The sequence below is a fragment of the Aestuariivirga litoralis genome (assembly GCF_015714715.1).
In the GTDB taxonomy this organism is placed as follows: Bacteria; Pseudomonadota; Alphaproteobacteria; order Rhizobiales; family Aestuariivirgaceae; genus Aestuariivirga; species Aestuariivirga litoralis_A.
The window spans coordinates 397,858-421,053 of record NZ_WAHS01000001.1 but is presented as its reverse complement, the minus strand read 5'-3'; the positions used below and the strand labels follow the sequence as shown (position 1 = coordinate 421,053).

General features: G+C 59.1%; 25 protein-coding genes. 9 read left to right on the top strand and 16 right to left on the bottom strand.

All coding sequences use genetic code 11. From position 1 onward, the window contains the following. Positions 1–67 precede the first annotated feature (67 nt). From F8B91_RS02205 to F8B91_RS02190, 4 genes are all read left to right on the top strand, one after another. The gene (locus tag F8B91_RS02205; RefSeq protein WP_196502086.1) at positions 68–772 is read left to right on the top strand and encodes a phosphatase PAP2 family protein; all 705 of its coding nucleotides are present in this window, start codon (positions 68–70) and stop codon (positions 770–772) included. 136 nt (positions 773–908) lie between these two features. Beyond that, positions 909–1,193, top strand: a complete 285-nt coding sequence (locus F8B91_RS02200) for a hypothetical protein (protein WP_196502085.1) — start codon at positions 909–911, stop codon at positions 1,191–1,193. Positions 1,194–1,369: 176 nt separating this feature from the next. Then, positions 1,370–1,669: a DUF2934 domain-containing protein gene (locus F8B91_RS02195; RefSeq protein WP_196502084.1), complete on the top strand. Its 300-nt coding sequence runs from the start codon at positions 1,370–1,372 to the stop codon at positions 1,667–1,669. Between the two features lie 103 nt (positions 1,670–1,772). Beyond that, on the top strand, positions 1,773–2,222 hold the full coding sequence (locus F8B91_RS02190) for an ester cyclase (protein WP_196502083.1): 450 nt from the start codon (positions 1,773–1,775) through the stop codon (positions 2,220–2,222). Here F8B91_RS02190 and F8B91_RS02185 read toward each other — a convergent pair. From F8B91_RS02185 to F8B91_RS02170, 4 genes are all read right to left on the bottom strand, one after another. Beyond that, on the bottom strand, positions 2,209–2,499 hold the full coding sequence (locus tag F8B91_RS02185; RefSeq protein WP_196502082.1) for a hypothetical protein: 291 nt from the start codon (positions 2,497–2,499) through the stop codon (positions 2,209–2,211). The genes F8B91_RS02190 and F8B91_RS02185 overlap by 14 nt on opposite strands. Before the next feature lie 118 nt (positions 2,500–2,617). Next, positions 2,618–3,097: a peptide-methionine (R)-S-oxide reductase MsrB gene (msrB, locus tag F8B91_RS02180; protein ID WP_196502081.1), complete on the bottom strand. Its 480-nt coding sequence runs from the start codon at positions 3,095–3,097 to the stop codon at positions 2,618–2,620. Between the two features lie 94 nt (positions 3,098–3,191). After that, on the bottom strand, positions 3,192–4,610 hold the full coding sequence (locus F8B91_RS02175; RefSeq protein ID WP_196502080.1) for an MFS transporter: 1,419 nt from the start codon (positions 4,608–4,610) through the stop codon (positions 3,192–3,194). A 99-nt stretch (positions 4,611–4,709) separates the two neighbouring features. Next, complete coding sequence (locus tag F8B91_RS02170; RefSeq protein ID WP_196502079.1) at positions 4,710–5,600, bottom strand: SDR family oxidoreductase; 891 nt, start codon at positions 5,598–5,600, stop codon at positions 4,710–4,712. A 91-nt stretch (positions 5,601–5,691) separates the two neighbouring features. Here F8B91_RS02170 and F8B91_RS02165 point away from each other — a divergent pair, with 91 nt between their 5' ends. Both F8B91_RS02165 and F8B91_RS02160 read left to right on the top strand, forming a co-directional pair. Next, complete coding sequence (locus tag F8B91_RS02165) at positions 5,692–6,504, top strand: helix-turn-helix transcriptional regulator (protein ID WP_246714938.1); 813 nt, start codon at positions 5,692–5,694, stop codon at positions 6,502–6,504. After that, positions 6,497–6,808: a putative quinol monooxygenase gene (locus F8B91_RS02160; RefSeq protein ID WP_196502077.1), complete on the top strand. Its 312-nt coding sequence runs from the start codon at positions 6,497–6,499 to the stop codon at positions 6,806–6,808. Before F8B91_RS02165 ends, F8B91_RS02160 begins: the two co-directional genes overlap by 8 nt. Here the strand turns inward: F8B91_RS02160 and F8B91_RS02155 are convergent. Next, entirely contained in the window at positions 6,805–7,206 is a 402-nt protein-coding gene (locus F8B91_RS02155) for a GFA family protein (protein WP_196502076.1), read from the bottom strand. The two genes, F8B91_RS02160 and F8B91_RS02155, sit on opposite strands and share 4 nt — an antisense overlap. A 125-nt stretch (positions 7,207–7,331) precedes the next feature. Between F8B91_RS02155 and F8B91_RS02150 the strand changes: the two genes are divergently transcribed. After that, entirely contained in the window at positions 7,332–9,215 is a 1,884-nt protein-coding gene (locus F8B91_RS02150) for an ABC transporter ATP-binding protein (protein WP_196502075.1), read from the top strand. Between the two features lie 13 nt (positions 9,216–9,228). Here F8B91_RS02150 and F8B91_RS02145 read toward each other — a convergent pair whose 3' ends face one another. From F8B91_RS02145 to ettA, 4 genes are all read right to left on the bottom strand, one after another. Further along, complete coding sequence (locus F8B91_RS02145) at positions 9,229–10,275, bottom strand: extensin-like domain-containing protein (protein WP_196502074.1); 1,047 nt, start codon at positions 10,273–10,275, stop codon at positions 9,229–9,231. Between the two features lie 63 nt (positions 10,276–10,338). Next, the gene (locus F8B91_RS02140) at positions 10,339–10,845 is read right to left on the bottom strand and encodes a DinB family protein (protein ID WP_196502073.1); all 507 of its coding nucleotides are present in this window, start codon (positions 10,843–10,845) and stop codon (positions 10,339–10,341) included. Then, complete coding sequence (gene tam / locus F8B91_RS02135) at positions 10,842–11,606, bottom strand: trans-aconitate 2-methyltransferase (RefSeq protein WP_196502072.1); 765 nt, start codon at positions 11,604–11,606, stop codon at positions 10,842–10,844. The genes F8B91_RS02140 and tam overlap by 4 nt, the downstream gene beginning before the upstream one ends. 3 nt (positions 11,607–11,609) lie before the next feature. Beyond that, complete coding sequence (ettA, locus tag F8B91_RS02130) at positions 11,610–13,265, bottom strand: energy-dependent translational throttle protein EttA (RefSeq protein WP_196502071.1); 1,656 nt, start codon at positions 13,263–13,265, stop codon at positions 11,610–11,612. Positions 13,266–13,368: 103 nt separating this feature from the next. On the opposite strand from ettA, the gene F8B91_RS02125 reads away from it, so the two are divergent. Then, positions 13,369–13,755 (top strand): VOC family protein, encoded by a 387-nt coding sequence (locus F8B91_RS02125; RefSeq protein ID WP_196502070.1) that lies wholly within the window; start codon positions 13,369–13,371, stop codon positions 13,753–13,755. 2 nt (positions 13,756–13,757) lie between these two features. Here the strand turns inward: F8B91_RS02125 and F8B91_RS02120 are convergent, their stop codons facing one another. The 6 genes from F8B91_RS02120 to F8B91_RS02095 all read right to left on the bottom strand — a co-directional run bounded on the left by F8B91_RS02120 (position 13,758) and on the right by F8B91_RS02095 (position 20,470). Continuing rightward, complete coding sequence (locus F8B91_RS02120; protein ID WP_196502069.1) at positions 13,758–14,549, bottom strand: TerC family protein; 792 nt, start codon at positions 14,547–14,549, stop codon at positions 13,758–13,760. Between the two features lie 26 nt (positions 14,550–14,575). Further along, positions 14,576–16,612 carry a hybrid sensor histidine kinase/response regulator gene (locus tag F8B91_RS02115; protein ID WP_196502068.1) on the bottom strand — a complete coding sequence of 679 codons (2,037 nt, stop codon included), beginning with the start codon at positions 16,610–16,612 and terminating at the stop codon, positions 14,576–14,578. Between the two features lie 100 nt (positions 16,613–16,712). Further along, entirely contained in the window at positions 16,713–17,081 is a 369-nt protein-coding gene (locus tag F8B91_RS02110) for a cyclic nucleotide-binding domain-containing protein (RefSeq protein ID WP_196502067.1), read from the bottom strand. Between the two features lie 64 nt (positions 17,082–17,145). Continuing rightward, positions 17,146–19,128: a hydantoinase/oxoprolinase family protein gene (locus tag F8B91_RS02105; RefSeq protein ID WP_196502066.1), complete on the bottom strand. Its 1,983-nt coding sequence runs from the start codon at positions 19,126–19,128 to the stop codon at positions 17,146–17,148. 67 nt (positions 19,129–19,195) lie between these two features. After that, complete coding sequence (locus F8B91_RS02100; RefSeq protein ID WP_196502065.1) at positions 19,196–19,993, bottom strand: DODA-type extradiol aromatic ring-opening family dioxygenase; 798 nt, start codon at positions 19,991–19,993, stop codon at positions 19,196–19,198. Between the two features lie 57 nt (positions 19,994–20,050). Next, the gene (locus tag F8B91_RS02095) at positions 20,051–20,470 is read right to left on the bottom strand and encodes a secondary thiamine-phosphate synthase enzyme YjbQ (protein WP_196502064.1); all 420 of its coding nucleotides are present in this window, start codon (positions 20,468–20,470) and stop codon (positions 20,051–20,053) included. A gap of 144 nt (positions 20,471–20,614) precedes the next feature. On the opposite strand from F8B91_RS02095, the gene F8B91_RS02090 reads away from it, so the two are divergent. Next, positions 20,615–20,920 (top strand): hypothetical protein, encoded by a 306-nt coding sequence (locus tag F8B91_RS02090; RefSeq protein ID WP_196502063.1) that lies wholly within the window; start codon positions 20,615–20,617, stop codon positions 20,918–20,920. Between the two features lie 73 nt (positions 20,921–20,993). Here the strand turns inward: F8B91_RS02090 and rpoD are convergent, their stop codons facing one another. After that, a complete protein-coding gene (gene rpoD / locus F8B91_RS02085) occupies positions 20,994–23,114 on the bottom strand; it encodes an RNA polymerase sigma factor RpoD (protein WP_196502062.1) in 2,121 nt (706 codons plus the stop codon). Positions 23,115–23,196 lie beyond the last annotated feature (82 nt).

Sequence of the window (23,196 nt, the reverse complement as noted above, 5' to 3'; positions counted from 1 at the left end):
TCAGCTTGCCGTCATGCAACCGCAATCTCTGAGTCCGAAATCGATTTCCCTAAAGAGGGAGTCCATCATGAATCTTTCACGCCGCGCTCTTGCGCTCGCATTTGTTTCCACCCTGGCCTTTGCTGCATCTGCCTATGCTGAAGATGCCAAGCCCTTCGTTACCGATGCCGAAGTGCCGCTGACCAAGATCATGCCGCCCCCGCCCGCCAAAGACGGGGAATATTCCAAGAAGGAAATCGCTGACTACAAGGCCTTCATCACCTCTGTGCCGAAGGACCGTGCTGACAAGGCGATTGCCGATGATGAAGAAACCATCACGCGTTTCCTCGCTGGCATGGACATCAATATCGACATCACCAAGCTGCCCGCCAGCCAAGCTTTGTTCGACCGGATCGGCGCCACCGAAGGTGCCGTGGTTGATCCCGCCAAGAAGGAATGGGGCCGCCCGCGCCCGTTCATCGCCGATGAATCTGTGCAGCCGCTGCTGAAGAAGAAAGATAGCGGCGCCTATCCGTCAGGCCACACCACGCTCGGCGAAATCTACGCTTTCACCCTGACGCAGATCGCCCCCGAAAAGCAGGCCGACTGGTATGCCCGCGCCAATGATTTCGGCTACAGCCGCTACATTGCTGGCATGCATTATCTGACCGACATCGAAGCCTCCAAGATGGCGGGCGCTGCGATTGCCAATGTCTTGCGTCAAACCCCGGATTTCGTCAAAGCCGTGGATGACGCCAAGCCGGAAATGCGCGCCGCTTTGGGCCTGAAATAACGCCAGAAACTGCTTTGGTAACACCAAACATTACAAATGCAGTCTGGGCGACGGAATGCATGGAACTTTGGGTCTTCTGAATGCTTGCGGTGTTGAAGCCGCAGCGCTCTCCGGAGCGCGCACAAGGATATCCATCATGTTCCGCATTTCATATGTCATCATCGCCCAGCTTATCATTGCCACCTGTATTCTGGTGCTGCCCAACGCTCAGGCAGCACCAGCCGCCGGCAAGGCCTGCACAGAATCCATTCACGTCATGCGGGCTGCAGGTGCGGGGCCGCAGACTGGCCCTGGCAATGTGTCCCGCAAGGTTGCGGGTTTTGGCCGCAATGATCCCGGCTTCGTGCGCCTGGACGATGGCTGCCATCCGCTGAACACGCCGCTGCCGCCGCAGGGCGCTGGCAAGACCTTCTCGCCCTGATCGCATCCGTGAATTTTCAGACAGAGAGGAACTGGCCCGCACATGCGGGCCTTAAGCTGTTGGGCAACACAATTTTGTCACCCATTTGTAAGTAGCTCCACACAAGCAACCAGTATTATTGTGGGATTGTGAGTCGTCCTTCGCCCATCACGGGCAGCCAAGAAAGGGAGTCCACCATGTCTGAGGAAACAACCCCACGCACCGAAGCGCCGTCCCGCGAAGATCGCATAGGCCAAATGGCCTATCAGATCTGGGAAGAGGAAGGCCGCCCTGACGGCAAGAGCGAAGAACACTGGTTCCGCGCTTGCGCCATGGTTGATGCTGAAGAGCAGATCCAGAGCGAGCCGCTTCCCACCTGGCTGAAAGCCAGCGAGGAACAGGCTGAAGCCAAGACGGTAGCGATCACTCCTAAGGCCGAGGAAAAACCCTCGCTGGAAGAGCTGACGCGCCGCATGAAGTCACGCTCCGCCGCTTAAGCGCCCACATTAGGCCGTCCCGGCGCAGCGCCGGGACACCGGGGAACGATGAAACGAATTTTCAAGCTTCCGCCGCAATGGCGCGCAGGCCTATATGTGGTTCATGCCCAACACACATGACGCCGCAAGCAACAAGGCCCTGATCCTCTCGTTCTATGAAGAAGTCTGGAACAAGGGCAATGTGGCCTTCGCCCATCAGGTTTTCGCTGAAGACTATCAGCGCCATGATTTGCGCCCCACGCAGGCTTTACCCGGTCCGTCCGGCCAGGAGAAAGTGGCCAGTGATTTCCGCCAGGCTTTCCCCGATATTCATTACCGCATCGATCTCGCCATCGCCGAGGATGATCTGGTCTGCCTGCGCTGGACGGCGACGGGCACCATGATGGGCGATTGGGCCAATGTGAAAGCCACCGGCAAAAAGCTGGAATATTCCGGCGTGAACATCTTCCGTTTCAAGAACGGCAAGGTGGTGGAAATCTGGAACCACCGCGATGACCTGGGCGTGGCCCAGCAGATGGGCGCACCCGTCTATGCCGGCGCTACTGGCCGCTGAGATGCTGCTCTAGCTGTTTCCACTCTTGGGGAATGGTGTTGGCGCGTGTCCAAGGCTGGATGCGGCGGTACCAATAATCGCGGTTGGCCATGTCGCCCTCAATCCAATGAGCCAGCGCATGCACCATGTCATGCGTGCGCTCACCCTCATCCTCTTGGCAGAGCTGATGGGCTTGCTCCCATTCAGCACCCATTTTGAAATCGCCCTTCTTCAGCCACCACATGGCTTGCAAAGGGCGTGACAAAGTTTGGGGTGGTTGAGCAGCGGAGAAATCCATGCCAGATCATAACGCGGCCGCGCGCAAAGAAAAGCCTCCACCCCTGTCGCTAAGGGCGGAGGCTCATTCTGGGCGCGAGAATTGGGGACCCTGGGCGCCCAGGAGAAACGAAGTGGAACTAGGCCGAGGCCGGCGTGAATTTCATCGCCACGCCATTCATGCAATAGCGCAGGCCGGTGGGCTTCGGGCCATCGTCGAACACATGGCCGAGATGCCCGCCGCAGCGATGGCAATGCACTTCGGTGCGCTCAGTGAACAGGCTGTTGTCGTCCTTGTTGCCGATGGCATCAGGCAGATGGTCGTAAAAGCTGGGCCAACCGGTGCCGCTGTCGAATTTGGTTTCAGACGCATAAAGCGGCAGGTCACAACCGGCACAAATGAAAGTGCCCTTGCGGTGCTCATCCAGCAGCTTCGACGAGAAGGGTCGTTCGGTGGCTTCGTGGCGCAGGGTTTCATAGGCCTCGCGCGGCAGCATGGCTTTCCAATCCGCGTCTGACTTGGTCACTTCAAATTTTTCATCCGCACGCGCCCAGCCAGCACCCAGGCCCAAGGCGGCCAGGGAAAATCCGGTTCTCTTCAAGGCATCTCTCCGATTCATGGCTCTATCAACTCCTCTGATGGTCCCAAGATAGGGGTCTCTGGCTGTGAAAACGAGTAACAAGCGACCCCGGATCAGTCAAACAATCGTGAAGTCAGGGCGCGGACTTCACCGGCGCTGGCACCACCGCATGTCCCGAAAGCGCGGCACCCGCGGCAGGTGCTAGCTTCAGGAATTCCGGGATGGCAATCAGGCCACCCAGCGCCACCACGATAAAGGCGGTGGAGAAATCAGCCTGGCCCAATTCAGCTGCGCCCCGGAGCCATTGCGAGCTTTCCAGAATGATGGCCGCCACCGCAACGCCCAGCGCCAGCGAAAGCTGTTGTGCCACCGTGTAAAGCCCGTTGGCGCGGGCAATATCCGGCGTCGACACATCGGCATAGGCAATGGAATTGAGCGAGGTGAATTGCAGGGAGCGCGCCAGCCCGCCAAACAGCAGCACAGCATAGATGATTGCCAGCGGCGTGGTTTCACGGAACAACCCCATCGCCGCCATGAAGGCGCAGGAGATGATGCCGTTGAAAATCAGCAGTTGCCGGTAGCCGAAGGCTTTCAACGCACGCGCCGCGAGGAACTTCATCATCAGGGCACCGGCGGCTGACATGCAGGTGATCAAGCCTGATTGAAACGGCGTGAGGTTGAAGGCCAGTTGCAGCAGCAGTGGCATCAGGAACGGAATGGCCCCCGCCGCGATCCGGTAGAATGATCCGGCCATGATGGAAACCCGTAGCGTATCAATGCTGAGCAGGCTGAGATCAAGGATCGGATGCGGCACCTTCTGGGCGTGCCGCACATAGGCATAAATCAGCCCCAGCCCGGCGATCACCAGAAGAGCCGTTTCCGGCCCAGTGAAAAGGCCGCGCCCGATAATGGTCATGCCGAACACGGTGAGCGAAAGGCCCAGCCCCGACAGGATGAAACCCTTCACATCCAGCGCCGCCACTTTCTCGGGCGGGAAATCCGGCATGAATAATGTGGCCATGGTGATGCCCAAAATGCCGATCGGCAGATGCATCCAGAAGATCCAGTGCCAGGAGAAATAGGTGGTGATGAAGCCGCCAATCGGCGGGCCCACCAATGGCCCCACCAAAGCCGGCACCGTAAGCCAGGCCATGGCATTCACCAGCTCGGCCTTGGGAACACCGCGCAGCACGATGATGCGGCCGACAGGCACCATCATCGCGCCTCCGAGGCCCTGCACCGCGCGCGCCGCCACCAGCCAGCCCAGCGAGGGCGCCATGGCGCAGCACAGCGAAGCCAGGGTGAAAACCACCATGGCGATGCGGAACACTTTCTTGGCGCCAAACTTGTCAGACACCCAGGCCGAGATCGGCAAAAACACTGTCAGCGTAATCAGATAGGTGGTGAAGGCCAGCTTCAGCGAAACCGGGCTTGTTCCCAAATCGCGCGCCATGGCGGGCAGCGACGTCGCAATGATCGTCGAGTCCATGTTTTCCATGAACAAAGCCGAAGCGACGACGAGGGGAAGAATGCGGCTATTCGAAAGGGCCATTGCAGCTTCGCTGTATCACACCAAATTGTGGCGAAGCTTGAATTTTCTGCAGAGGAGCAATGCCGACGGATGAGCATCTGCATTGCAGTCTTCTGGGTGTCAGCCTGCGAAGTAATGTTGCGAAGTTTTAAGGTCTTCGATCAGGCCAATCTCCTTTGGCGCCCAACCCAGTTCGCTTCGCGTCTTGGCGCTTGAGGCCTTCATGTTCATCTGCGCGAAATGCGCAAACCAGGTGAAATGCGCGGCAATCGCATCGCCAGTCAGGCTCTGCTGCGGCAAGTTCAGTCGTTCGGCCAGAATGTCGGCCAGCGCCTTGATGGTCACACCCTGCTCCGCCACCGGATGATAGCGGGCACCGGATGCACCCTTTTCCAGTGCCAACCGGTAAGCCTTAGCCGCGTCAAAGCGGTGCACCGAGGCCCAGGTGTTCTGCCCGTCACCGGCATAGGCCACAGCGCCTTTCTCTTTTGCAAGATTGATCATCATCGCAATGAAGCCATGGTCACCATCACCATGCACGATGGGCAGGCGCACCGCCCGCACATCAACGCCCTGTGCGATCATTTCATTTGAGGTGATCTCCGTCACCTTGCGCGGATTGTGCGAGGCCGGATCAACCGGAATGTCCTCAGTGACCAACTGCCCCGGCAATACGCCCACGCCCGAAGTCACGATCAATGGCTTTGCCGTGCCCTTGTAAGCGCCAGCCATCGCTGTGATCACCCGGCCTTCCTGCGCGCAGTTTTCAGCAAAGCGGGTGAAGTCATGATTGAAGCCGCAATGAATGGTGGCATCGGCTGCAACGGCAGCAGAGGCCAGCTTGTCGAGTTCTTCCAGCGTGCCGGAAAGCACCTCTGCCCCCTGCGCCGCCAAAGCCCTGCCCTTGTCCGGATTGCGCGAAAGCCCGACCACCTTGTGGCCATTGCGGATCAGTTCATCCACCACCGCAGCGCCGACAAAGCCCGTGGCACCCGTTACAAACACTTTCATTAGAAAATCTCCTGTTTGACTTGAGGTGCAATATGCGCCACTTTTCATCCTATTAAAGTAGTAACTTTATCCTATTATAATGGGTACCAGCATGAGCAACGCATTTGGCACTTTCCTGAAAGATCGGCGCACCCGAATTGATCCCATTGCTTTGGGCATGGACATGGCCCGCCGCCGCACGCCCGGCCTTCGCCGTGAGGAAGTGGCCAGCCGCGCCAGCGTCAGCCCCACCTGGTACACCTGGCTGGAGCAAGGCCGCGGCGGCGCCCCCTCGCCCACCGTGCTGGACCGCATTGCCCGCGCCCTTCTGCTCACCGAGGCTGAGCGCGAACATCTCTTCCTGCTGGGCCTCGGCCGCCCGCCGGAGCGCCAAGCCACGCTGACTGGCCATGTCACCCCGCGCCTGCAGCGCATCCTCGATGCCTTCACGTTAGCCCCCGCCTTCCTGCGCACGCCCACATGGGATGTCGTGGCGTGGAACGCCGTGGCCGCCAAGGTGCTGCATGATTATGGCCTGATGCCGCCGGATAAGCGCAACATCATCCGCATGCTGTTCACCAACCCGGCGATGAAAAAGAAAAACCCGAACTGGGCGCGTGATGCGCGCTTCGTCGTGGCCACCTTTCGCGCCGATGTCACCCGTGCCGGCGCCACGCGGGCGATGGAAGGCTTCATCGATGAACTCTCGCGCGAAAGCGCTGACTTCGCCAAGATTTGGCAGGAGAATGATGTGCAGGTCACTTATGGAGAAACGCCAAAGCTGATCCAGCATCCTGAACTCGGCAAGCTGGAGCTGGAATATTCCGCCTTCGCTGTCGAAGGCCGGCCTGATCTCATCATGGTCGTGTACAATCCCGCCACCGAAGCAGATGCCGCCAAGGTGAGAAAGGCCGTCCATGGCTGAACACTTGTTCCGCATTGCTGAAATCGAAATCGATCCCGCACAGATCGAGCAATACAAAGCGCTGCTGAAGGAAGAGGTCGAAGCTTCACTGCAGCTGGAACCCGGTGTTCTATTTCTTCAGGCCGTGGCTTTGAAGGACGCCCCCAATAACATCCGCGTTTTCGAATGTTACGCCGACGAAGCGGCCTACCAGCATCACATCACCACGCCGCATTTCCTGAAATACAAAATGGCGACATCACACATGGTCAAACTATTACGGCTGATGGAAGCTAACCCCATCGCCGTGCAGGCGAAGGCCTAGTACCACATATCCCGCACGCAGCGTCCATCCGGCGCGCGGTCCTTGAACGTCACCAGCCCGTCGAAATGATCAATCGGCTGGGCCGCCACCGCTTCCGGATCGTCCGCCAGCCTCACATTCACCGCGATGCGCTGACGCGTTTCGTTCGGGGACATGATCGCCAGCCAATAGGCCATGCCGCCACAATGCAGGCAGAAGTGAAAACCGAGATCACCATCGGCATTCTTGCGCACATAGCTACGCGTCTCGCCGAAGACACGAATGCGGTCATTCAGATAATCATAAGCCCACAGCGCGCCATAGCGCCGGCAGGCCGTGCAATTGCACGCCGTCACCGCGCCAATATCTCCGTCCAATTCCCAATGCACCGCGCCACAATGGCAAGACCCTGTGATCATTTCTGGATCCCTGTTTGCAGGATAGCCTAGCACCTTTGACCTTTCTGCAAATCGCCTTATAATGAAGGGCTGTGCGACTTTCCGCACGGAGCCGCCGCGCTGGCTGTTCGCGCAAAGCCAAATCCATGCTCAATCGATTTTTCAATTGGCTCGAACGCAAAGTCGAGTCCTTCCCCACTTCGGCACCCGCCATGCCACAGGCCAACACCTGGGGTTTCATCCGCTTTTATTCGCGGCCGTTTCTACCGCTGATCTTTGTAGGCCTGGCACTCTCGGTGGCCATCGCCATCATTGAAGTGCGCGTCTATGCCTATGTCGGCACGCTGATCGACCTGTTGGGCAAGGCTGACCGCTCCACCTTCTTTGCGGAACATGGCAGCACCATGCTGATCTATGCGGGCCTCGCACTGCTCATTCAGCCCGGCCTGTCGATGATCGCCGATGCGGTGGAAAACCAGGGCCTGCGCGGCAATTTCGCCATGCGCATCCGCTGGCTGGCGCATCGCTACATGCTGCGCCAGTCGATGGAATTCTTCCACAATGAATTCGCCGGGCGCGTCGCCACCAAGGTGATGCAGGCCGCACTTGGCGTGCGCGATGTGGTGATGAAGTTGACGCAGGTGATCTCCTGGGTCGTGGTCTTCGTGATCACTGCGCTTGCCTCCTTCATCGCCAATGACTGGCGCCTCGCCATACCGATGGTCGTCTGGATCGCGGCTTACGGCGTGGTCATGCGCCATTTCGTGCCGCAGATGGGCAAGCTGTCGGAACGCCAGGCCGACATGCGCTCGCTGGTCACCGGCCGCATCGTTGATACCTATACCAATATCCCCACGGTGAAGCTTTTCGCCCATGCCGCGCGCGAGGATGACTATGCCCGCGAAGGCATGGGGTGGATGCTGCAGAGCGTTTATGACTCAATGCGCGTCTCCACCAAGATGAACATGGCGCTCAATGCCCTGAATGGCTCGGTGTTGACGGCAACGGCAGGCATCGCACTGTGGCTGTGGAGCAAGGATGCCATCACCGTTGGCGCCATCGCCTTCTCGGTGGGCCTGGTTTACCGCATGCTCGGCATGGCGCATTGGATGCTGTGGGAAGTGGCAGGGCTATTTGAAGATTTCGGCGTGGTGAAAGACGGGATCGACGTCATCGCCCGCCAGCATATTGTGGTGGACGCAGCCGGCGCCAAGCCGCTCGACGTGCCCAAGGGCAAGATCGCCTTCAGCAATCTCCATTTCAACTATGGCAAACCGGTGGAAAATGACCGCGAGATCATTGCGGGCCTCGATCTTGTCATCAAGCCCGGCGAAAAAGTGGGCCTTGTGGGCCGTTCCGGTGCCGGCAAATCCACCCTCGCCTCCCTGCTCCTGCGCTTCTACGATGTGGGCAGCGGCACGATCACCATTGATGATCAGGACATTTCCAAGGTGAAGCAGGAAAGCCTGCGCGCCGCCATCGGCGTGGTCACCCAGGATACCTCGCTGATGCATCGCTCCGTGCATGACAATATCCGCTATGGCCGGCCTGACTCGACGGAGGCAGAAATCGCCGCCGCCGCGGAACAGGCGCATGCGTCAGAATTCATCGCCACTCTGGTAGACCCGAATGGTCGCCGCGGCATGGACGCCCATGTAGGCGAGCGCGGCGTGAAGCTCTCCGGCGGCCAGCGCCAGCGCGTGGCCATCGCCCGCGTACTGCTGAAGAATGCGCCGATCCTCATTCTCGATGAGGCCACGTCCGCACTCGATTCAGAAGTCGAAGCGGCGATCCAGGAAAACCTCAATACCCTGATGGAAGGCAAGACCGTCATCGCCGTGGCACATCGTCTTTCCACCATCGCCGCCATGGACAGGCTGGTGGTGATGGACAAGGGCCGCATCGTCGAGGAAGGCACGCATGCCCAGCTGGTCAAGAAGCGCGGCGGCATCTATGCCGCCCTCTGGGCCAGGCAATCTGGCGGCTTCCTCATTCCGGAGGACATCAAGAAGCCAGAGGCAGCGGAATAGTCTTCAATTTCGCCTACTGGCAGATCCGGTAGCCGCCCTTGCGGAATTCCAGGTCGATATGGAAATGCTCTTGATGTGCGGAATTGGCACCCGGCCCCAGCACAGTGGTGAAATCCTTGCAGGCTGCGGCGCGCACGTCACGCAGGAAGGCAAAGCCCTTGGCTTCTTCATTCAGCGCATCCTTGACCAGCACGCCTGACTTGTCGGCGAAGTTGAAGAACACAATATCCACGGCATTGCCCTTGGCATGTTCGCTGATCTTGGCGGAGGAATCGCCATTGCGTCCGCGGCAATCAAAGCCAGGCCCCGTGCCCATCGCCATGATGGGACTGCTCATCTCGCTCTGCGCCAAGGGCTGCGCCTTGTTCGATACGAAAGATTCGAGCTGCAACGCATAGGCGCAATTGAGGGTGGGTTGATCCGGCAGCTTCACCATTCCAGCAGCGGTTTTCAACGCCGTTACTTTCACCGGGCTCGGCACGTCGCATTCCGCCGAACTGCTCGGCTGCGGCACGGGTGAGAAATTGGCGCCCGTCGCTGCCAGCTGCTGCAGGCAATTATCGGCGGCACCTGAAGCAGGCGGCTGGGAAACCGGCGGCGCTGGCGCAGGTACTGGCACCGGCACCGGCGGTTTCGGCACGGGCTTGGGCGCAACAGGCGCAGTCACGACCGGTGGCGCAGGTTTGACTTCGGGCTTGGGCACAGGGGCCTTGGTAGGCGGTGCAGGCACTGGCTTGGGCGCAACCACAACCGGCACAGCGGGCTTCATCTCAGGTTTCGGCACAGGCTTGGCAACGGGTGCAGACTGAGGCTGAGGCACAGGCTTCGCAATCAGTGGGGGCGGCGGTGTTGGCGCGGGTGCTGGCTTGGCCACCGGAGCCTTGGGCTTCACGTACTTCTTGCGCGTGGTTTTGCACTTGGATGAAGGGCTGGCCTTGCACAGGCTCTGTTCCACCTTGTGCAAATTGCGCTCGATGCTCTTGAGAATTGAACGCGACTGCGCCTCAGGTGAAACCACCAGAAAACCAAACCCCAACAGAATTGCGAAAAGCTGCCTCAAACCAGATCTCCCTCGCCGCACTTTAAGGAAATGAAAACAAGCCGCAAGAGTTCCCTGCGCGGCCTATGCGTCCGGCATGAAGGCAATATCCGTCGCATCGGGCTTGGCGCCGAAGGATGTCAGCAAAGCATGCACCTGGCCGCGATGATGGGTCTGATGGTTGAAGATGTGAGTGATCGCCACCCAGCGCGGCCGTTTGAATTCACCCTTTGCAATGCGCGATGTCCAGACGAGATCACCTTCCAGATCAGCAGGTGTGAGATGCGCGGCCCAGTTGCTGATGAAGGCATCATGCTTGAACCGGTCGGCCTGCAATTCAGCAAAGTCAGTGTAGATGGTGAGCGCTTCCACGTTGCTGGGCGCGCGTGGATGCGTGTCAAAACCAAAGCGCGTCATCCACAATTGGTCCGCCCACAATAAATGGCTCAGCGTGCCATGGATGGATTTCCAGAACGCGCCCTTATCTTCGCGCCGCTGCGCATCGCTCAGCGTTGTCGCCGCACCATACAGGCTCTGGTTCTGCCACGCATTATAGCGTGCCATCAGCTTCACATAATCGGTCGAGATCATTTCTGGGCCACCATGAAAATGCGCGGAAAGCGCAGGAGCACCTTGCCGTCCTCCTGCTCAGGATAATGCATCGCAATCAGCCGCTGATAGCGCGACAGATAGTCAGCCTGTTCTTCAGCGGTGAGCGCTTCAACAAAGGGCCGCAGGCCTGTGCCCTTTACCCATTCCACCACCGCAGCCGCACCGGCCAGCGGGAAGTTATAGATGATGTGAAAAATATCGAGCTTCTCGCAAGCCGGCTTCAATGCAGCATAATACTGGGCAGGTGTCGGGATATCGCCGCGTGCCTTGCCGGCCAGCTTTGCGGCATAGGGCCTGCCCTCGCTGGCCTGCTCCATCGCCACATGCGAAGGCTCACGTCTGTTGTCGGGCATCTGCACCGCCAGCACCGCACCGGGTTTCATTCTGGAAAGCAGGCGCTGCAACACGCCCACATGATCCGGCACCCACTGAAAGGTCGCGTTGGAATAAAGCAGATCAGCCTGCGCACTGGGCTGCCACGCCGCCAGATCACCCTGCTCGAACGTCACCTGCGGCAGCGCCTTGCGCGCCTGCGCCAGCATGTCGGGCGATGAATCCATCCCGACGATCCGCGCTGCCGGGTAAGCCTCCACCAACAGTTCAGTGGAGTTGCCAGGCCCGCAGCCCAGATCATAAACCAGTGCCGGATCCTTCAGCGGCACCTGTGCCAGCAAATCCCGCGCTGCCCGCGTCCGCTCATCGGCGAATTTGAGATATTGCGCGGGGTTCCAGCTGGGCACGTTTTACCTGGCGAACTTCTTGTACTTGATGCGCTTCGGCATCAGCGAGTCCTCGCCAAGCCTGCGCTTCTTGTCTTCTTCGTAATCCTGGAAGTTGCCTTCAAACCATTCCACATGGCTGTCGCCCTCGAAGGCCAGGATATGCGTGGCCAACCGGTCGAGGAACATGCGGTCATGGCTGATGATGACGGCGCAGCCGGCAAAATCTTCCAGCGCTTCTTCCAAGGCCGCCAGCGTTTCGGTGTCGAGATCGTTGGTCGGTTCATCGAGCAGCAGAACGTTGGCGCCAGACTTCAGCATCTTGGCCAGATGCACGCGGTTGCGCTGGCCGCCTGAAAGTGTTCCCACTTTCTGCTGCTGGTCGCCGCCCTTGAAGTTGAACGCGCCCGTATAAGCGCGTGAATTCATCTCGCGCTTGCCCAGATAGATCACATCAAGCCCGCCGGAGATTTCTTCCCACACGGTCTTGTTGGAACCCAGTGCGTCGCGGCTCTGGTCCACATAACCCAGATGCACGCTGTCGCCCACCTTGATGGTGCCGCTGTCAGGCTTTTCCTGCCCCGTAATCATGCGGAACAACGTGGTCTTGCCGGAACCGTTGGCCCCTATAATGCCGACAATGCCGCCCGGCGGCAGCTTGAAAGACAGGTTCTCGATTAGCAGCCGGTCGCCATAGGCCTTATTCAGGCCCTCCACTTCGATCACCGTATCACCCAGGCGTTCGCCCGGCGGAATGATGATCTGTGCGGTGTGGGATTTCAGGCGTTCATCATTTTTCTTGAGCAACTCGTCATAGGCCGAGATACGCGCTTTGCTCTTGGCCTGGCGGGCCTTGGGCGAGGCGCTGATCCATTCCGTTTCGCGCTCGATGGCCTTCTGGCGCGCCACGTCTTCGCGCTGCTCCTGCGCAAAGCGCTTGGCCTTGGCCTTGAGATACGCCGTGTAATTGCCCTCGTAGGGAATGCCGCGGCCGCGGTCCAATTCCAGAATCCAGCCCGTCACATTGTCGAGGAAGTAGCGGTCATGGGTCACGATCAGGATCGCACCCGGATAATCGCGCAAATGATGCTCCAGCCAGTTCACTGATTCAGCATCAAGATGGTTGGTCGGTTCGTCGAGCAGGATGAGATCGGGCTTCGACAGCAGCAACTTGGTCAGCGCCACGCGGCGCTTTTCACCGCCGGAGAGATTTTCCACCGACGAGTCACCCGGCGGGCAGCGCAGCGCATCCATCGCCACTTCGACTTGCGATTCGAGGTCCCACAGATTCTGCGCGTCGATCTGGTCCTGCAGAACGGAAGCCTTCTCGGCGTTCTCGTCATTGTAGTCGGCCATGAGCGCATTGTACTGGTCGAGAATGGCCTTCTTCTTGGCCACCCCTTCCATCACATTTTCCAGCACGTTCTTGGTGGGATCAAGCTGCGGCTCCTGCTCGAGGTAACCCACGGTCGCACCCTCGGCGACCCATGCCTCGCCGTTGAATTCTTTGTCGCGCCCCGCCATTATTTTCAGCAGTGTGGATTTGCCCGAGCCGTTTGGCCCCAGCACGCCGATCTTGGCATCCGGATAGAAGGACAGATGCACATTATCGAGAACCTTTTTCCCCCCGGCATAGGACTTTGAAAGCCCGTCCATGTGATAGATAAATTGGCGCGCCATGATATTCCTGTCAAAATTGGGTTTGGCGGCGGTTTAAAGTGTCACTGTGGCAGTGTAAACTGCCAAGAACATCTAAAAACGCCACGCAGGAAAGGATATTCGCATGCTGGACCATATCGGAATTCCCGTGACTGATTTCACCGCCGCAAAGGCGTTTTACGGCAAGGCGCTCGCACCTTTGGGGATCACCATGCAGATGGACTTGGCCCCCGAAATCACCGGCGACGGCCATGCCGCAGCGGGCTTTGGAAAGGAGCGTCCGCAATTCTGGATCGGCGAGAGCAGCAAGAAGGGCGGCACCGGCCACGTGGCCTTCACCGCCGATAGCCGAGCCATCGTGGATGAATTCTACAAGGCGGCCATCGCCGCCGGCGGCAAGGATAATGGCGCGCCGGGCCTGCGCCCGCATTACCACGAAAATTACTACGGCGCCTTTGTGCTGGATCCCGACGGCCACAATATTGAGGCCGTCTGCCACAAGCCGGAGTAAAGCTAGTGTAGCCGCGCCTTCTGCTTTTCCTTGTCCAGCTTCTTCTGATACTGGCCCTGCAGCACATCCACAATCACCAGTGCGGCGAGGATGAAGTAGAACGTGGTCTTGGAAAGCTCCTGCACTTCCAGGCCGAAGAAATGCAGCTCGGCAATGTGCCCGCCTTCCGCAGTCAGCATGGCGCCGACCAGCAGCAGCACGAACAGACCCAACACTTCGTACAGGCGGTTCTTCTCAAGGAAGCGCGCCACGTGATCGGCCAGCCACACCATCAAGATGCCTGACAGAACAATTGCTAGCGCCATCACGACGAAATGGTCGGTCAGCGCCACTGCGGAAAGCACAGTATCAAACGAGAAGACGATATTCATGATGCCGATCCAGAACAGCGCGTTGGCCACGCTGCGATGCGCAGGCCCGCCGTCTGGGCCATGATCCAGATCATCCACCCGCAGCATGTGGTGGATTTCCTTCAGCGCCGTGCGGATCAGGAACAGGCCGCCGAACAGAACAATGATGCTGTGCCCATTGAATTTGCCCGATGCATAGCCGATGTCGAAGCTGAACCACGGGTTCTGGAAGGCCGCGATCAATTGCAGCACCACAAACAGCAACACCAGGCGCAATCCGATGGCGATGAACGTGCCCAGCTTGCGCACATAGGCCTGGTGCGCCGGGTCCACCCGCTTCGATTCAATCGAGATGTAAAGCAGGTTGTCGAAACCCAATACGGTTTCCAGCGCAGTCAATATGACCAGCGTGACAAGATTTTGCGCCGTGAAAAAGTCAGCCATCCAGAGCCCCTGTGAGATGCGCTGCTTTAGCCTGCTTCGACTTCCTTTTCCAGAGCACGCTCAATCATCGCCTTCAGGTCGTCACGGCGGTAGGGCTTCATGATGATGAAGCCGTTCTTCAGGCGCGGCTCGTCCTGGTGCACTACGGCCCCCTTCGGGTAACCGGTGGTGTGCACGATCTTCAGTTCCGGACGCAGCGTGCGTGCCGCTTGCGCAAGGTCAAACCCGTTCAAGCCACCCGGCATCACCACGTCGGTGAACATCAAGTCGATGCCCGGGTCTTCCTGCAATTTCGCCAGCGCCTGCAAGCCGTCTCCGGCCTCCACGATCTCGTAGCCGAAATCTTCGAGGAAGCTTGAAGCCACGGCGCGCACGGCTTCCTGATCTTCCACCACCAGAATTTTCTTGGGCCGCCCGGTCGCGGGCAGCGCATCGCCCTCCAGCGAAACAATATTGGATGGCTTGGCCACGCGCGGCTCTTCGCGCAGCGGTGCCGCAACCTTGCGCGGCAGATACATCTTCACCGAGGTGCCATGCCCCACTTCCGAATAGATATTGATGTGACCGCCGGACTGCTTGATGAAACCGTAGACCATTGAAAGCCCCAGCCCCGTGCCCTCGCCCTCCGGCTTGGTGGTGAAGAACGGCTGGAACACTTTTTCCAGAATCTCGGGCGGCATGCCTGTGCCGCTGTCGCTTACCGCCACCATCACATAAGGGCCCGGCGTCACTTCGGCATGGCTGCGCGCGTAGTAATGATCGAGTTCAACGGCCACCGTTTCAATCACGATCTGCCCACCCTGAGGCATCGCGTCGCGCGCATTGATCGTCAGGTTGAGGATGGCATTTTCGAGTAGCGATGCGTCGATCAAAGCGGTGGGCTCGCCCGTCATGGTGGTGACCTTGAGTTCGATCTGTTCACCCAGGCTGCGCGCCAGCAGCGGCGCCATGCCCTTGACCAGCGCGTTGATTTCCACATCCTTCGGCGCCAATTCCTGCTTGCGGGCCACGGCCAGCAATTGCTTGCTGAGTTCCGAGCCGCGCCTAGCGGCTTCCAGCGATTCCTGCAGACGGCGCGCCGACACTTCATCGAGCCCGCTCTTGCTTTCAATCAATTGCAGATTGCCGGTCATGATGGTGAGCAGATTGTTGAAATCATGCGCCAGGCCGCCCGTGAGCTGGCCAATGGCTTCCATCTTCTGCGCGCGCTGCAAGCGGCGTTCAGTCTCGCGCTTTTCCTGCGTCTCGGTCACTTCCACGATCAGGCTTTTCGGCCAGCCCGCCTGGTTGCGCACCAGCACCAAGCGGCAAGATGCAAGGAAGCTGCGCCCACGCGGCGTGATGAAATTGAGATTGCGCTGCAGAAGATTGATTTCGCCATCCAGCAGGCGGCGCATCGATTCATGGAAGCTGGCGCGTTCCTTGTCATTGAGCAAAGCGTCAAAGCTGCCCTTCACGCTCTGCGCTGGCGGCACTTCGAGCAGCCGCAGAAATGCAGGGTTGGCACTCTCAACATTGCCTTCGGGAGATACAACGGCGATGCCCAGCGAGGCATGCTCAAACGCCAGCTGGTGCTGCGCGCCTTCGGCATGCGCGGCGCTGCGGGTGGGCTGGCCTTCCGGCAATTCCTCCAACAGGCAGACCGAGCGGTCAATGCGGCCACGATCACCACGATAAGCGGTCATCGACAACAACATCGGCACAATGGCGCCGTCCTTGCGGCGCATGGTGACGGGCGTTTTGCGGACGGAACCAGACATCAGATATTTCGGATAAATATCGGTGATCAAAACACTGCGCGATTGCGTGGCAAGGAATTCACTGAACGAACGGCCATGCACTTCATCAGCTGTGTAGCCAAGCGTCTCCAGCCAGGCCGCATTGCCGGAAATCATTCGCCCTGCCCCATCCATGCAATGCAGCATGGAAGGCAGCGTGTTCAACAGCGTTTCATAAACGCCACCATTCTGGTCAGGGAAAAACGGCATGCCAGGTTGCGGCGTGAATGGGAGTTCCACGCGGCCAGCCACATGTGTTGCACCCAAATTCAAAGGCAATGCCATGGTTCATCTTCCCTTATCACAATCGGGAAGATTTTAGGTTTATTGAGGTTAATACCGCGTTAGGGAAATGCCGCCTTTAACACTTTCTAAACGCCAGAGCCTAAGGCAGCGCTTTCGAAACGCCGCGCACCACGCGGGCCATTTCTTCCAGCACATAGCGCGAGAAATTTGGCACCTCATCAAGCATGTAGCGGAATTTGCGTTCATCGATCACTGAGATTTCGGTCTGCTCGAGTGCCTTGGCGGTGGCATTGCGCGGGCCTTTGTCCACAACCGACAGAACCCCAATCGCCTTGTTAGCGCCCACCACAGCGGTCACCTTGCCCCGCGTGCTCATCTCCACGCTGCCGCTTTGCACGATGTAAAATACATCGCCCGGATCGCCTTCCTTGAAGATCACGTTGCCGGCCGGAATTGTCATGTTGCTGCCCACGCTGCGGGCGAACATCTGCATGTTGATCTCTGCCACGGCCATCCTCCCCAGGATTTTTCACTAGTGTTAAGTCCGGGAATTTTGTGCGGCAAGGAAATTTTCAGGCCGGCAGCCCGCGCGCCTCAGCCGTCACATGCGCCGTGAGCAGCCCGTCATCATCACGCGCCTCCGGCATGTAATGCTTCTTGACGCTAAGCTTGACGCGCGCTTTCGCAGTGCCCTGCGCCTTGGCCAGCGCCAGAGCCGCTGCCTCCGCCAGTTCCGACGCCTTGGCCAAAGCCGCCGCACCTGAAGCCAGCGTGATCACCGGGCCCTGCCCCGTGACCCGGAACACGCCGCTGCCATCGCCTTCCACCTGTGCCACCGCGTGGCACGCAACGAGACCTGCAGCAGCCCCGATGGCATTGGCCACGTCGCAATGCGGCGTGAAGATCACCTCGCAGCCCAAACGCTTGCCCAATTCCGGATAATAGATTTTGACCGGGCCGCCCACCGCGACCACCGGTACCTTCGGCGTCAGCGAAACATTCACATGCCCCAGCTTACCGGCACCGCGCGCCACGACGTCCACCAGCGCATTGTGCTGCGGCAGGCCGAAGGCCAGATCCAGCACCACGCGGATGGATTTATCAACAGCCTTCTCCCACACCGCGCGCGACAAGGCAGCAATCAAGGCATCATCACCCAGCTTCATGTCACGGAAGCGCACCAGCAGCCTGGCCGCCAGCACTGCGGCATCGCGAGACCAGTTGTCCTGAAGGTTCAACACATGCGCCGCATCAGATGGCGTGAAGGAGCAATATTGAATGAGCCCGCGCCGCCGCAGGCTGGACACGGCACGCATCGCTGCAGAGCCCATCGCCACTTTTCTGTAAGGTAAGGGATGATGCGTCACTTGCTTGAAGACGCTGCGCTCCACTTCGGTGAGTGATGTCACCTCGCGCCCCAGTTCAGCGCCAAAGGGCAGCACCAGGAATTTGCCCAGCATGGAGCCGCCGGTATTTTCGGAGAGATCAGCTTCCAGCATTTCCACCAGTGCCGGTACGCGCGCCGCCAGCAGCGAAATCGGCACGGCACGTTCCGGCCCCAGGCCAATCGCGCCATCCGGTTCCAGCTTCACTTCACTGTCGCCACCCAGCGCAATCGTCTTCACATCGATGGCCTTCACCATGGTGCGCCAGCCGCCCACTTCCGAGCCCTGCTCGGCCACCAAGGGCGCGCCATCAATCAGCAAGCCCACGTCGGTCGTGGTGCCGCCCATATCCGACATGATGAAATCATCGCGGCCCGAAAGCCATTGCGCGCCAATGAGCGAAGCGGCAGGCCCGGACAACACCGTCTCAATCGGCCGCTTGGCAATCGCTTCCGCCAGCGCCAGCGAGCCATCGCCCTTCACCAGCATCAGCGGGCAGGAAAAACCATGTTCCTGCATCGCCTTTTCAACCGCACTCACCAGATCAGTGATGCGTGAAACCAGCCGCGCATTCAGCACCGCCGTCTGCGCCCGGCGCGGCGCATCGAGCGCACTGGCCAGATCATGCGACATGGTCACGGGCTTGTCTGTGGTCTGGGTGATCACTTCGGCAATCGCCAGTTCATGCGCCGGATTGCGCACTGCGAAGGATGCTGCCACCGCAAAGGCCGAAACCTCCTGCGCCGGCCCCGCCAGCCAGGCGCGCAACGCATCGAGATCAAGCTTGGCCACTTGGGCACCCGTATGGTCATGCCCGCCCGCCATCCGCAAAATCGGCATGCCCGGAAAAGCCTTGGCCAATCCGCTGCGCTCTTCCATGCGTGCGTCAAAGCCCACCAGCACCAGGCCCACGGCCCCGCCATGGCCTTCGACCACCGCATTGGTGGCCAGCGTGGTGGAAACCGAAACCATCTTCACCATCGCGGCCGAGAAGCCTGCGACTTGCGCCATCGCCGCCGCCATCGCCTCGATCACGCCGACCGAAAGGTCGCCCTTGGTGGTGAGCGCCTTGGCCGATGCCAGAATGAGGTGCTTGGCACTGTCGATCACCACGGCATCCGTATAGGTGCCGCCGGTATCAATGCCGATAATGTAGGAAGGTGAGCTCATGGCCTCATCTGACGGGTTCCACAGAACCCGTCAATGGAGCAAGAATGCACGTGTGGTTGAATTGCGTTCAACCAAACCGGTAGCTCGAAGCGGTCACCGCGCCGAACACTTTGGTGTCATGATAAACGCGCGTGGCCTTCTCGTTCTCGGCCGCACCCACCGCCGCAAACAGCGGCACCAGGTGATCTTCCTGCGGATGGCAGACGCGCGCGTAAGGAGCGGCCTCCCACTTCAGCAGCTCGGCCTCGCGAGTTTTGGGATCAGCCATCACCGCATCATTCAGCCACTTGTCGAATTCCGCCGAAGGCACGCGCCCCGGCTCTCCAAACAGGCGCAGATTGTGATACGACAAGCCGCTGCCCACGATCAGCACGCCCTCGTCCCGCAGCGGCGCCAGCGCGCGCCCCAAAGCGAAATGCGCCGCCGGATCATAATTCTCATTGATCGCCACCTGCAGCAAAGGCACGTCGGCATCCGGATACATAACTTGCATTGGCGCAAATACGCCATGGTCAAAGCCGCGCACGGAATCGAGATGCGTGGGCAGGCCAGCCTTCTTCAAAAGTTCTTCCACGCGCTTCGCCACTTCCGGCGCGCCGGGTGCGGAATATTTGATCTGATAGGTGAAGGCCGGAAAGCCACCATAATCATAAACCATCGGCGGTTGGGCGGAGGACATGACCGCAAAATCCGGCCCTTCCCAATGCCCCGACACCATCAGGATGGCCTTGGGTTTCACGCCAATCTCAGCCGGCATATGCGCCAGCGAAGTCTCCAGCGAAGCCATGGCCTTGCGCATATCGGGTAGCCAGGGCCAAGGGCCGCCGCCATGCGAGATGAAATAGGTGGGGAGACGGTTCGACATGATGAAATCCTCAAAAATCAGCTTCTGGGACTAAATATAACAACATTTGTTACAGTTTCAAGAGCCGATGACATGCACGATAATATCCCGCCGGTGCGGTGCTACGCGATGCTCAAACAGATAGATCCCCTGCCAGGTGCCCAGCGCCATGTGCCCACCGGCAATAGGAATGGAAAGTGAAGTCGCCGTCAGCGCCGTCTTGATATGGGCGGGCATGTCATCCGGCCCTTCCAGCGTGTGGATGAAGGCCGGATCACCGTCCGGCACCAGCCGCTTGAGGAAAGCCTCAAGATCAACCCGCACCTCGGGATCGGCATTCTCGTTGATCAGCAGCGAACACGATGTGTGCTGGCAAAACACCGTCACCACGCCCTCACTCACCCGCGCATCGCGCACAATGTCGATCACCTCACGGGTGAATTCAAACAGCCCCTGCCGCCGCGTCGCAATCTCTATCTGGCGCTGATATTGATGCATGGGAGCAATCTGCACCCGATTCTAGCCGGCACGCAAAAGAAAATGCCGAACTCAAAGGCCAGAACAGAGCAAACCAATTTTGGCGACTCGCATCCTTTTAGCTTTTGAGGTTAGATGGACAAGCGCATCTAAGGGAGATTGCGAATGAAACGATATGTGTTGACGGCAATTCTGGGAATGCTTGTTCTTTCGCCAACTGAAGTCTTTGCCTATTGCGGCGTCCTCGAGCAGCAGGCGTCCGCCAAGACGACCGAAAGAGCAGTTCAAAAAGCTGAAAGGCGGATCAACGACCAGGTCAGACAGTTGAAGCGAAAATCCAAGAACAAGCTTGTGTTGAGCGAACCAGCAACCAGCTGCCTCGGCGGCGCACTCGCGGTCGATGCCAACGGCAATCAGATTGAAGGGCAACCTTCATGCACCGTCACACAGCCGTTTTGCGTCAATCCATAATGCAATGACGCGAACGCCACAGAGGAAAATTTCCTCTGTGGCGCACGGCAAGCCTGACGGCAGCGGATGGCTACTAGTTATCGAGGAACGAACGCAGCTTCCTCGAGCGTGAAGGATGCTTCAGCTTCCGCAGCGCCTTGGCTTCGATCTGGCGAATACGTTCACGCGTCACTGAAAACTGCTGGCCCACTTCTTCCAGCGTGTGATCGGTATTCATGCCGATGCCGAAGCGCATGCGCAGCACGCGCTCTTCGCGCGGCGTGAGCGAGGCCAGCACGCGCGTGGTGGTTTCGCGCAGATTGGCCTGAATGGCGCTGTCGATCGGCAGGATCGCGTTCTTGTCTTCGATGAAGTCACCGAGATGTGAATCTTCTTCGTCACCCACCGGTGTTTCGAGAGACACTGGTTCCTTGGCGATCTTCATCACCTTGCGCACTTTTTCGAGCGGCATGGAGAGCTTCTCGGCCATCTCCTCGGGCGTCGGCTCGCGGCCGATTTCATGCATCATCTGGCGCGAGGTGCGCACGATCTTGTTGATCGTTTCGATCATATGCACGGGAATACGGATGGTGCGCGCTTGGTCGGCAATCGAACGGGTGATCGCCTGGCGGATCCACCAGGTGGCGTAAGTCGAGAACTTGTAGCCGCGGCGATATTCAAACTTATCAACCGCCTTCATCAGGCCGATATTGCCTTCCTGAATCAGGTCAAGGAATTGCAGGCCACGGTTGGTGTATTTTTTGGCGATGGAAATAACGAGGCGCAGATTGGCCTCGACCATTTCCTTCTTGGCGATGCGCGCCTCGCGCTCGCCCTTCTGCACCATGCCGACGATCTTGCGGTATTCCTGGATCTGCAAGCCGGTAGCGGAAGCGAGTTCAAAGATTTCGTCGCGGATAACCTTGATCGAATCCTTCTCGTCATTGACCCACTTCTTCCAGCCATGCTTGGAGAGGCGGCCCACGCGCTTCAGCCATTCGGCATCCAGCTCGTTGCCGGCATATTCACGCACGAATTCATCACGCGGAATCTTGTAAGTCTCGGCCAGGCGCACCAGGCGGCCTTCCAGAACATTCAGGCGCTTGGCAATGTCATAGAGCTGCTCGACCAGCGCTTCGATACGCGCATTGTTGAGCGACAGCGATTTGACGTTCGCAATAATGTCTTCGCGCAGCTTGCGGTAGCGGCGTTCCTGGCTCGGCGAAAGGCCCTCGCCTTCCGTCACTTCCTGGTCCATCAGCTTGCGCAGCGACTTATAAGTGCGTGCGATCTCGTCGAAAACTTCGAGGACCTTGGGCTTCAGCTCCGCTTCCATCGCAGAGAGCGAAACGCCGAGATCATCACCCTCGTCGTCCTCATCATCATCGGCAGCGCTCGGCTTGTCGAAATCTTCCGGGCTCAGCACGTCGGAATAATCATCGTCGTCAGCCACGCGGCGCATCGGCTGCGGGCGCTTTTCAGCCTTGGCGGCAGCTTCGGCGCGCTTGGCCTCGGCCTGCTTGCGCACTTCTTCTTTCGGCGGAACGTAAGGGGCTGGTGTTGCCACCGACTGGTTCTGCTTGGCATCGGGGCCAGCATAGGTGGCTTCCAGATCGATGATGTCACGCAGCAAAATCTTGCCTTCGTTCAATTCATCGCGCCAGATGATGATCGCTTGAAACGTCAGCGGGCTTTCGCACAGGCCGGAAATCATCGCTTCGCGGCCGGCTTCGATGCGCTTGGCAATGGCGATTTCGCCTTCGCGGCTGAGCAATTCGACAGCGCCCATTTCGCGCAGATACATGCGCACCGGGTCGTCGGTGCGGTCGGTCGGTGTCTTCGGCGCTTCGACCTTCATGAGGGCGGTTTCGGATGAAACCTCGCCCTCTTCCGCCTTGGCGACAACTTCAGTTTCTTCTTCGCTCTCGACAACCGTGATGCCCATTTCGGCAAACATGGCGTAGACGTCTTCGATCTGGTCCGAGGTCACTTCATCGGACGGCAGAACGGCATTGATTTCATCAAGGGTCACATAGCCGCGTGCCTTGGCCGATTTGATCAGGCGTTTGACGGCGGCATCATTGAGGTCAATGATCGGGCCATCGGCCACGTCATCGCCACCCGGCTGTTCCGACGGTTCGGTTTCTTCGGCCGGAGGTGCGAGGTCCTTCGACGGCTTGGCGGCAACGGCTTGTTTGGCTGGCGGACGGGCCATGTTGTATCCTTCACGAGGCACGCAGATGAAAGCGCGCCCTAAAAACTGATTCGCTCGGAACCTATTCAGTCGCTCTTAATCA

Bases quoted from the DNA above. Each gene is read 5' to 3' on its own strand.
- F8B91_RS02205 (WP_196502086.1), top strand. From the start codon at position 68: ATGAATCTTTCACGCCGCGCTCTTGCGCTCGCATTTGTTTCCACCCTG.
- F8B91_RS02200 (WP_196502085.1), top strand. From the start codon at position 909: ATGTTCCGCATTTCATATGTCATCATCGCCCAGCTTATCATTGCCACC.
- F8B91_RS02195 (WP_196502084.1), top strand. From the start codon at position 1,370: ATGTCTGAGGAAACAACCCCACGCACCGAAGCGCCGTCCCGCGAAGAT.
- F8B91_RS02190 (WP_196502083.1), top strand. From the start codon at position 1,773: ATGCCCAACACACATGACGCCGCAAGCAACAAGGCCCTGATCCTCTCG.
- F8B91_RS02185 (WP_196502082.1), bottom strand. From the start codon at position 2,499: ATGGATTTCTCCGCTGCTCAACCACCCCAAACTTTGTCACGCCCTTTG.
- msrB (WP_196502081.1), bottom strand. From the start codon at position 3,097: ATGAATCGGAGAGATGCCTTGAAGAGAACCGGATTTTCCCTGGCCGCC.
- F8B91_RS02175 (WP_196502080.1), bottom strand. From the start codon at position 4,610: ATGGCCCTTTCGAATAGCCGCATTCTTCCCCTCGTCGTCGCTTCGGCT.
- F8B91_RS02170 (WP_196502079.1), bottom strand. From the start codon at position 5,600: ATGAAAGTGTTTGTAACGGGTGCCACGGGCTTTGTCGGCGCTGCGGTG.
- F8B91_RS02165 (WP_246714938.1), top strand. From the start codon at position 5,692: ATGAGCAACGCATTTGGCACTTTCCTGAAAGATCGGCGCACCCGAATT.
- F8B91_RS02160 (WP_196502077.1), top strand. From the start codon at position 6,497: ATGGCTGAACACTTGTTCCGCATTGCTGAAATCGAAATCGATCCCGCA.
- F8B91_RS02155 (WP_196502076.1), bottom strand. From the start codon at position 7,206: ATGATCACAGGGTCTTGCCATTGTGGCGCGGTGCATTGGGAATTGGAC.
- F8B91_RS02150 (WP_196502075.1), top strand. From the start codon at position 7,332: ATGCTCAATCGATTTTTCAATTGGCTCGAACGCAAAGTCGAGTCCTTC.
- F8B91_RS02140 (WP_196502073.1), bottom strand. From the start codon at position 10,845: ATGATCTCGACCGATTATGTGAAGCTGATGGCACGCTATAATGCGTGG.
- ettA (WP_196502071.1), bottom strand. From the start codon at position 13,265: ATGGCGCGCCAATTTATCTATCACATGGACGGGCTTTCAAAGTCCTAT.
- F8B91_RS02125 (WP_196502070.1), top strand. From the start codon at position 13,369: ATGCTGGACCATATCGGAATTCCCGTGACTGATTTCACCGCCGCAAAG.
- F8B91_RS02120 (WP_196502069.1), bottom strand. From the start codon at position 14,549: ATGGCTGACTTTTTCACGGCGCAAAATCTTGTCACGCTGGTCATATTG.
- F8B91_RS02115 (WP_196502068.1), bottom strand. From the start codon at position 16,612: ATGGCATTGCCTTTGAATTTGGGTGCAACACATGTGGCTGGCCGCGTG.
- F8B91_RS02105 (WP_196502066.1), bottom strand. From the start codon at position 19,128: ATGAGCTCACCTTCCTACATTATCGGCATTGATACCGGCGGCACCTAT.
- F8B91_RS02100 (WP_196502065.1), bottom strand. From the start codon at position 19,993: ATGTCGAACCGTCTCCCCACCTATTTCATCTCGCATGGCGGCGGCCCT.
- F8B91_RS02095 (WP_196502064.1), bottom strand. From the start codon at position 20,470: ATGCATCAATATCAGCGCCAGATAGAGATTGCGACGCGGCGGCAGGGG.
- F8B91_RS02090 (WP_196502063.1), top strand. From the start codon at position 20,615: ATGAAACGATATGTGTTGACGGCAATTCTGGGAATGCTTGTTCTTTCG.
- rpoD (WP_196502062.1), bottom strand. From the start codon at position 23,114: ATGGCCCGTCCGCCAGCCAAACAAGCCGTTGCCGCCAAGCCGTCGAAG.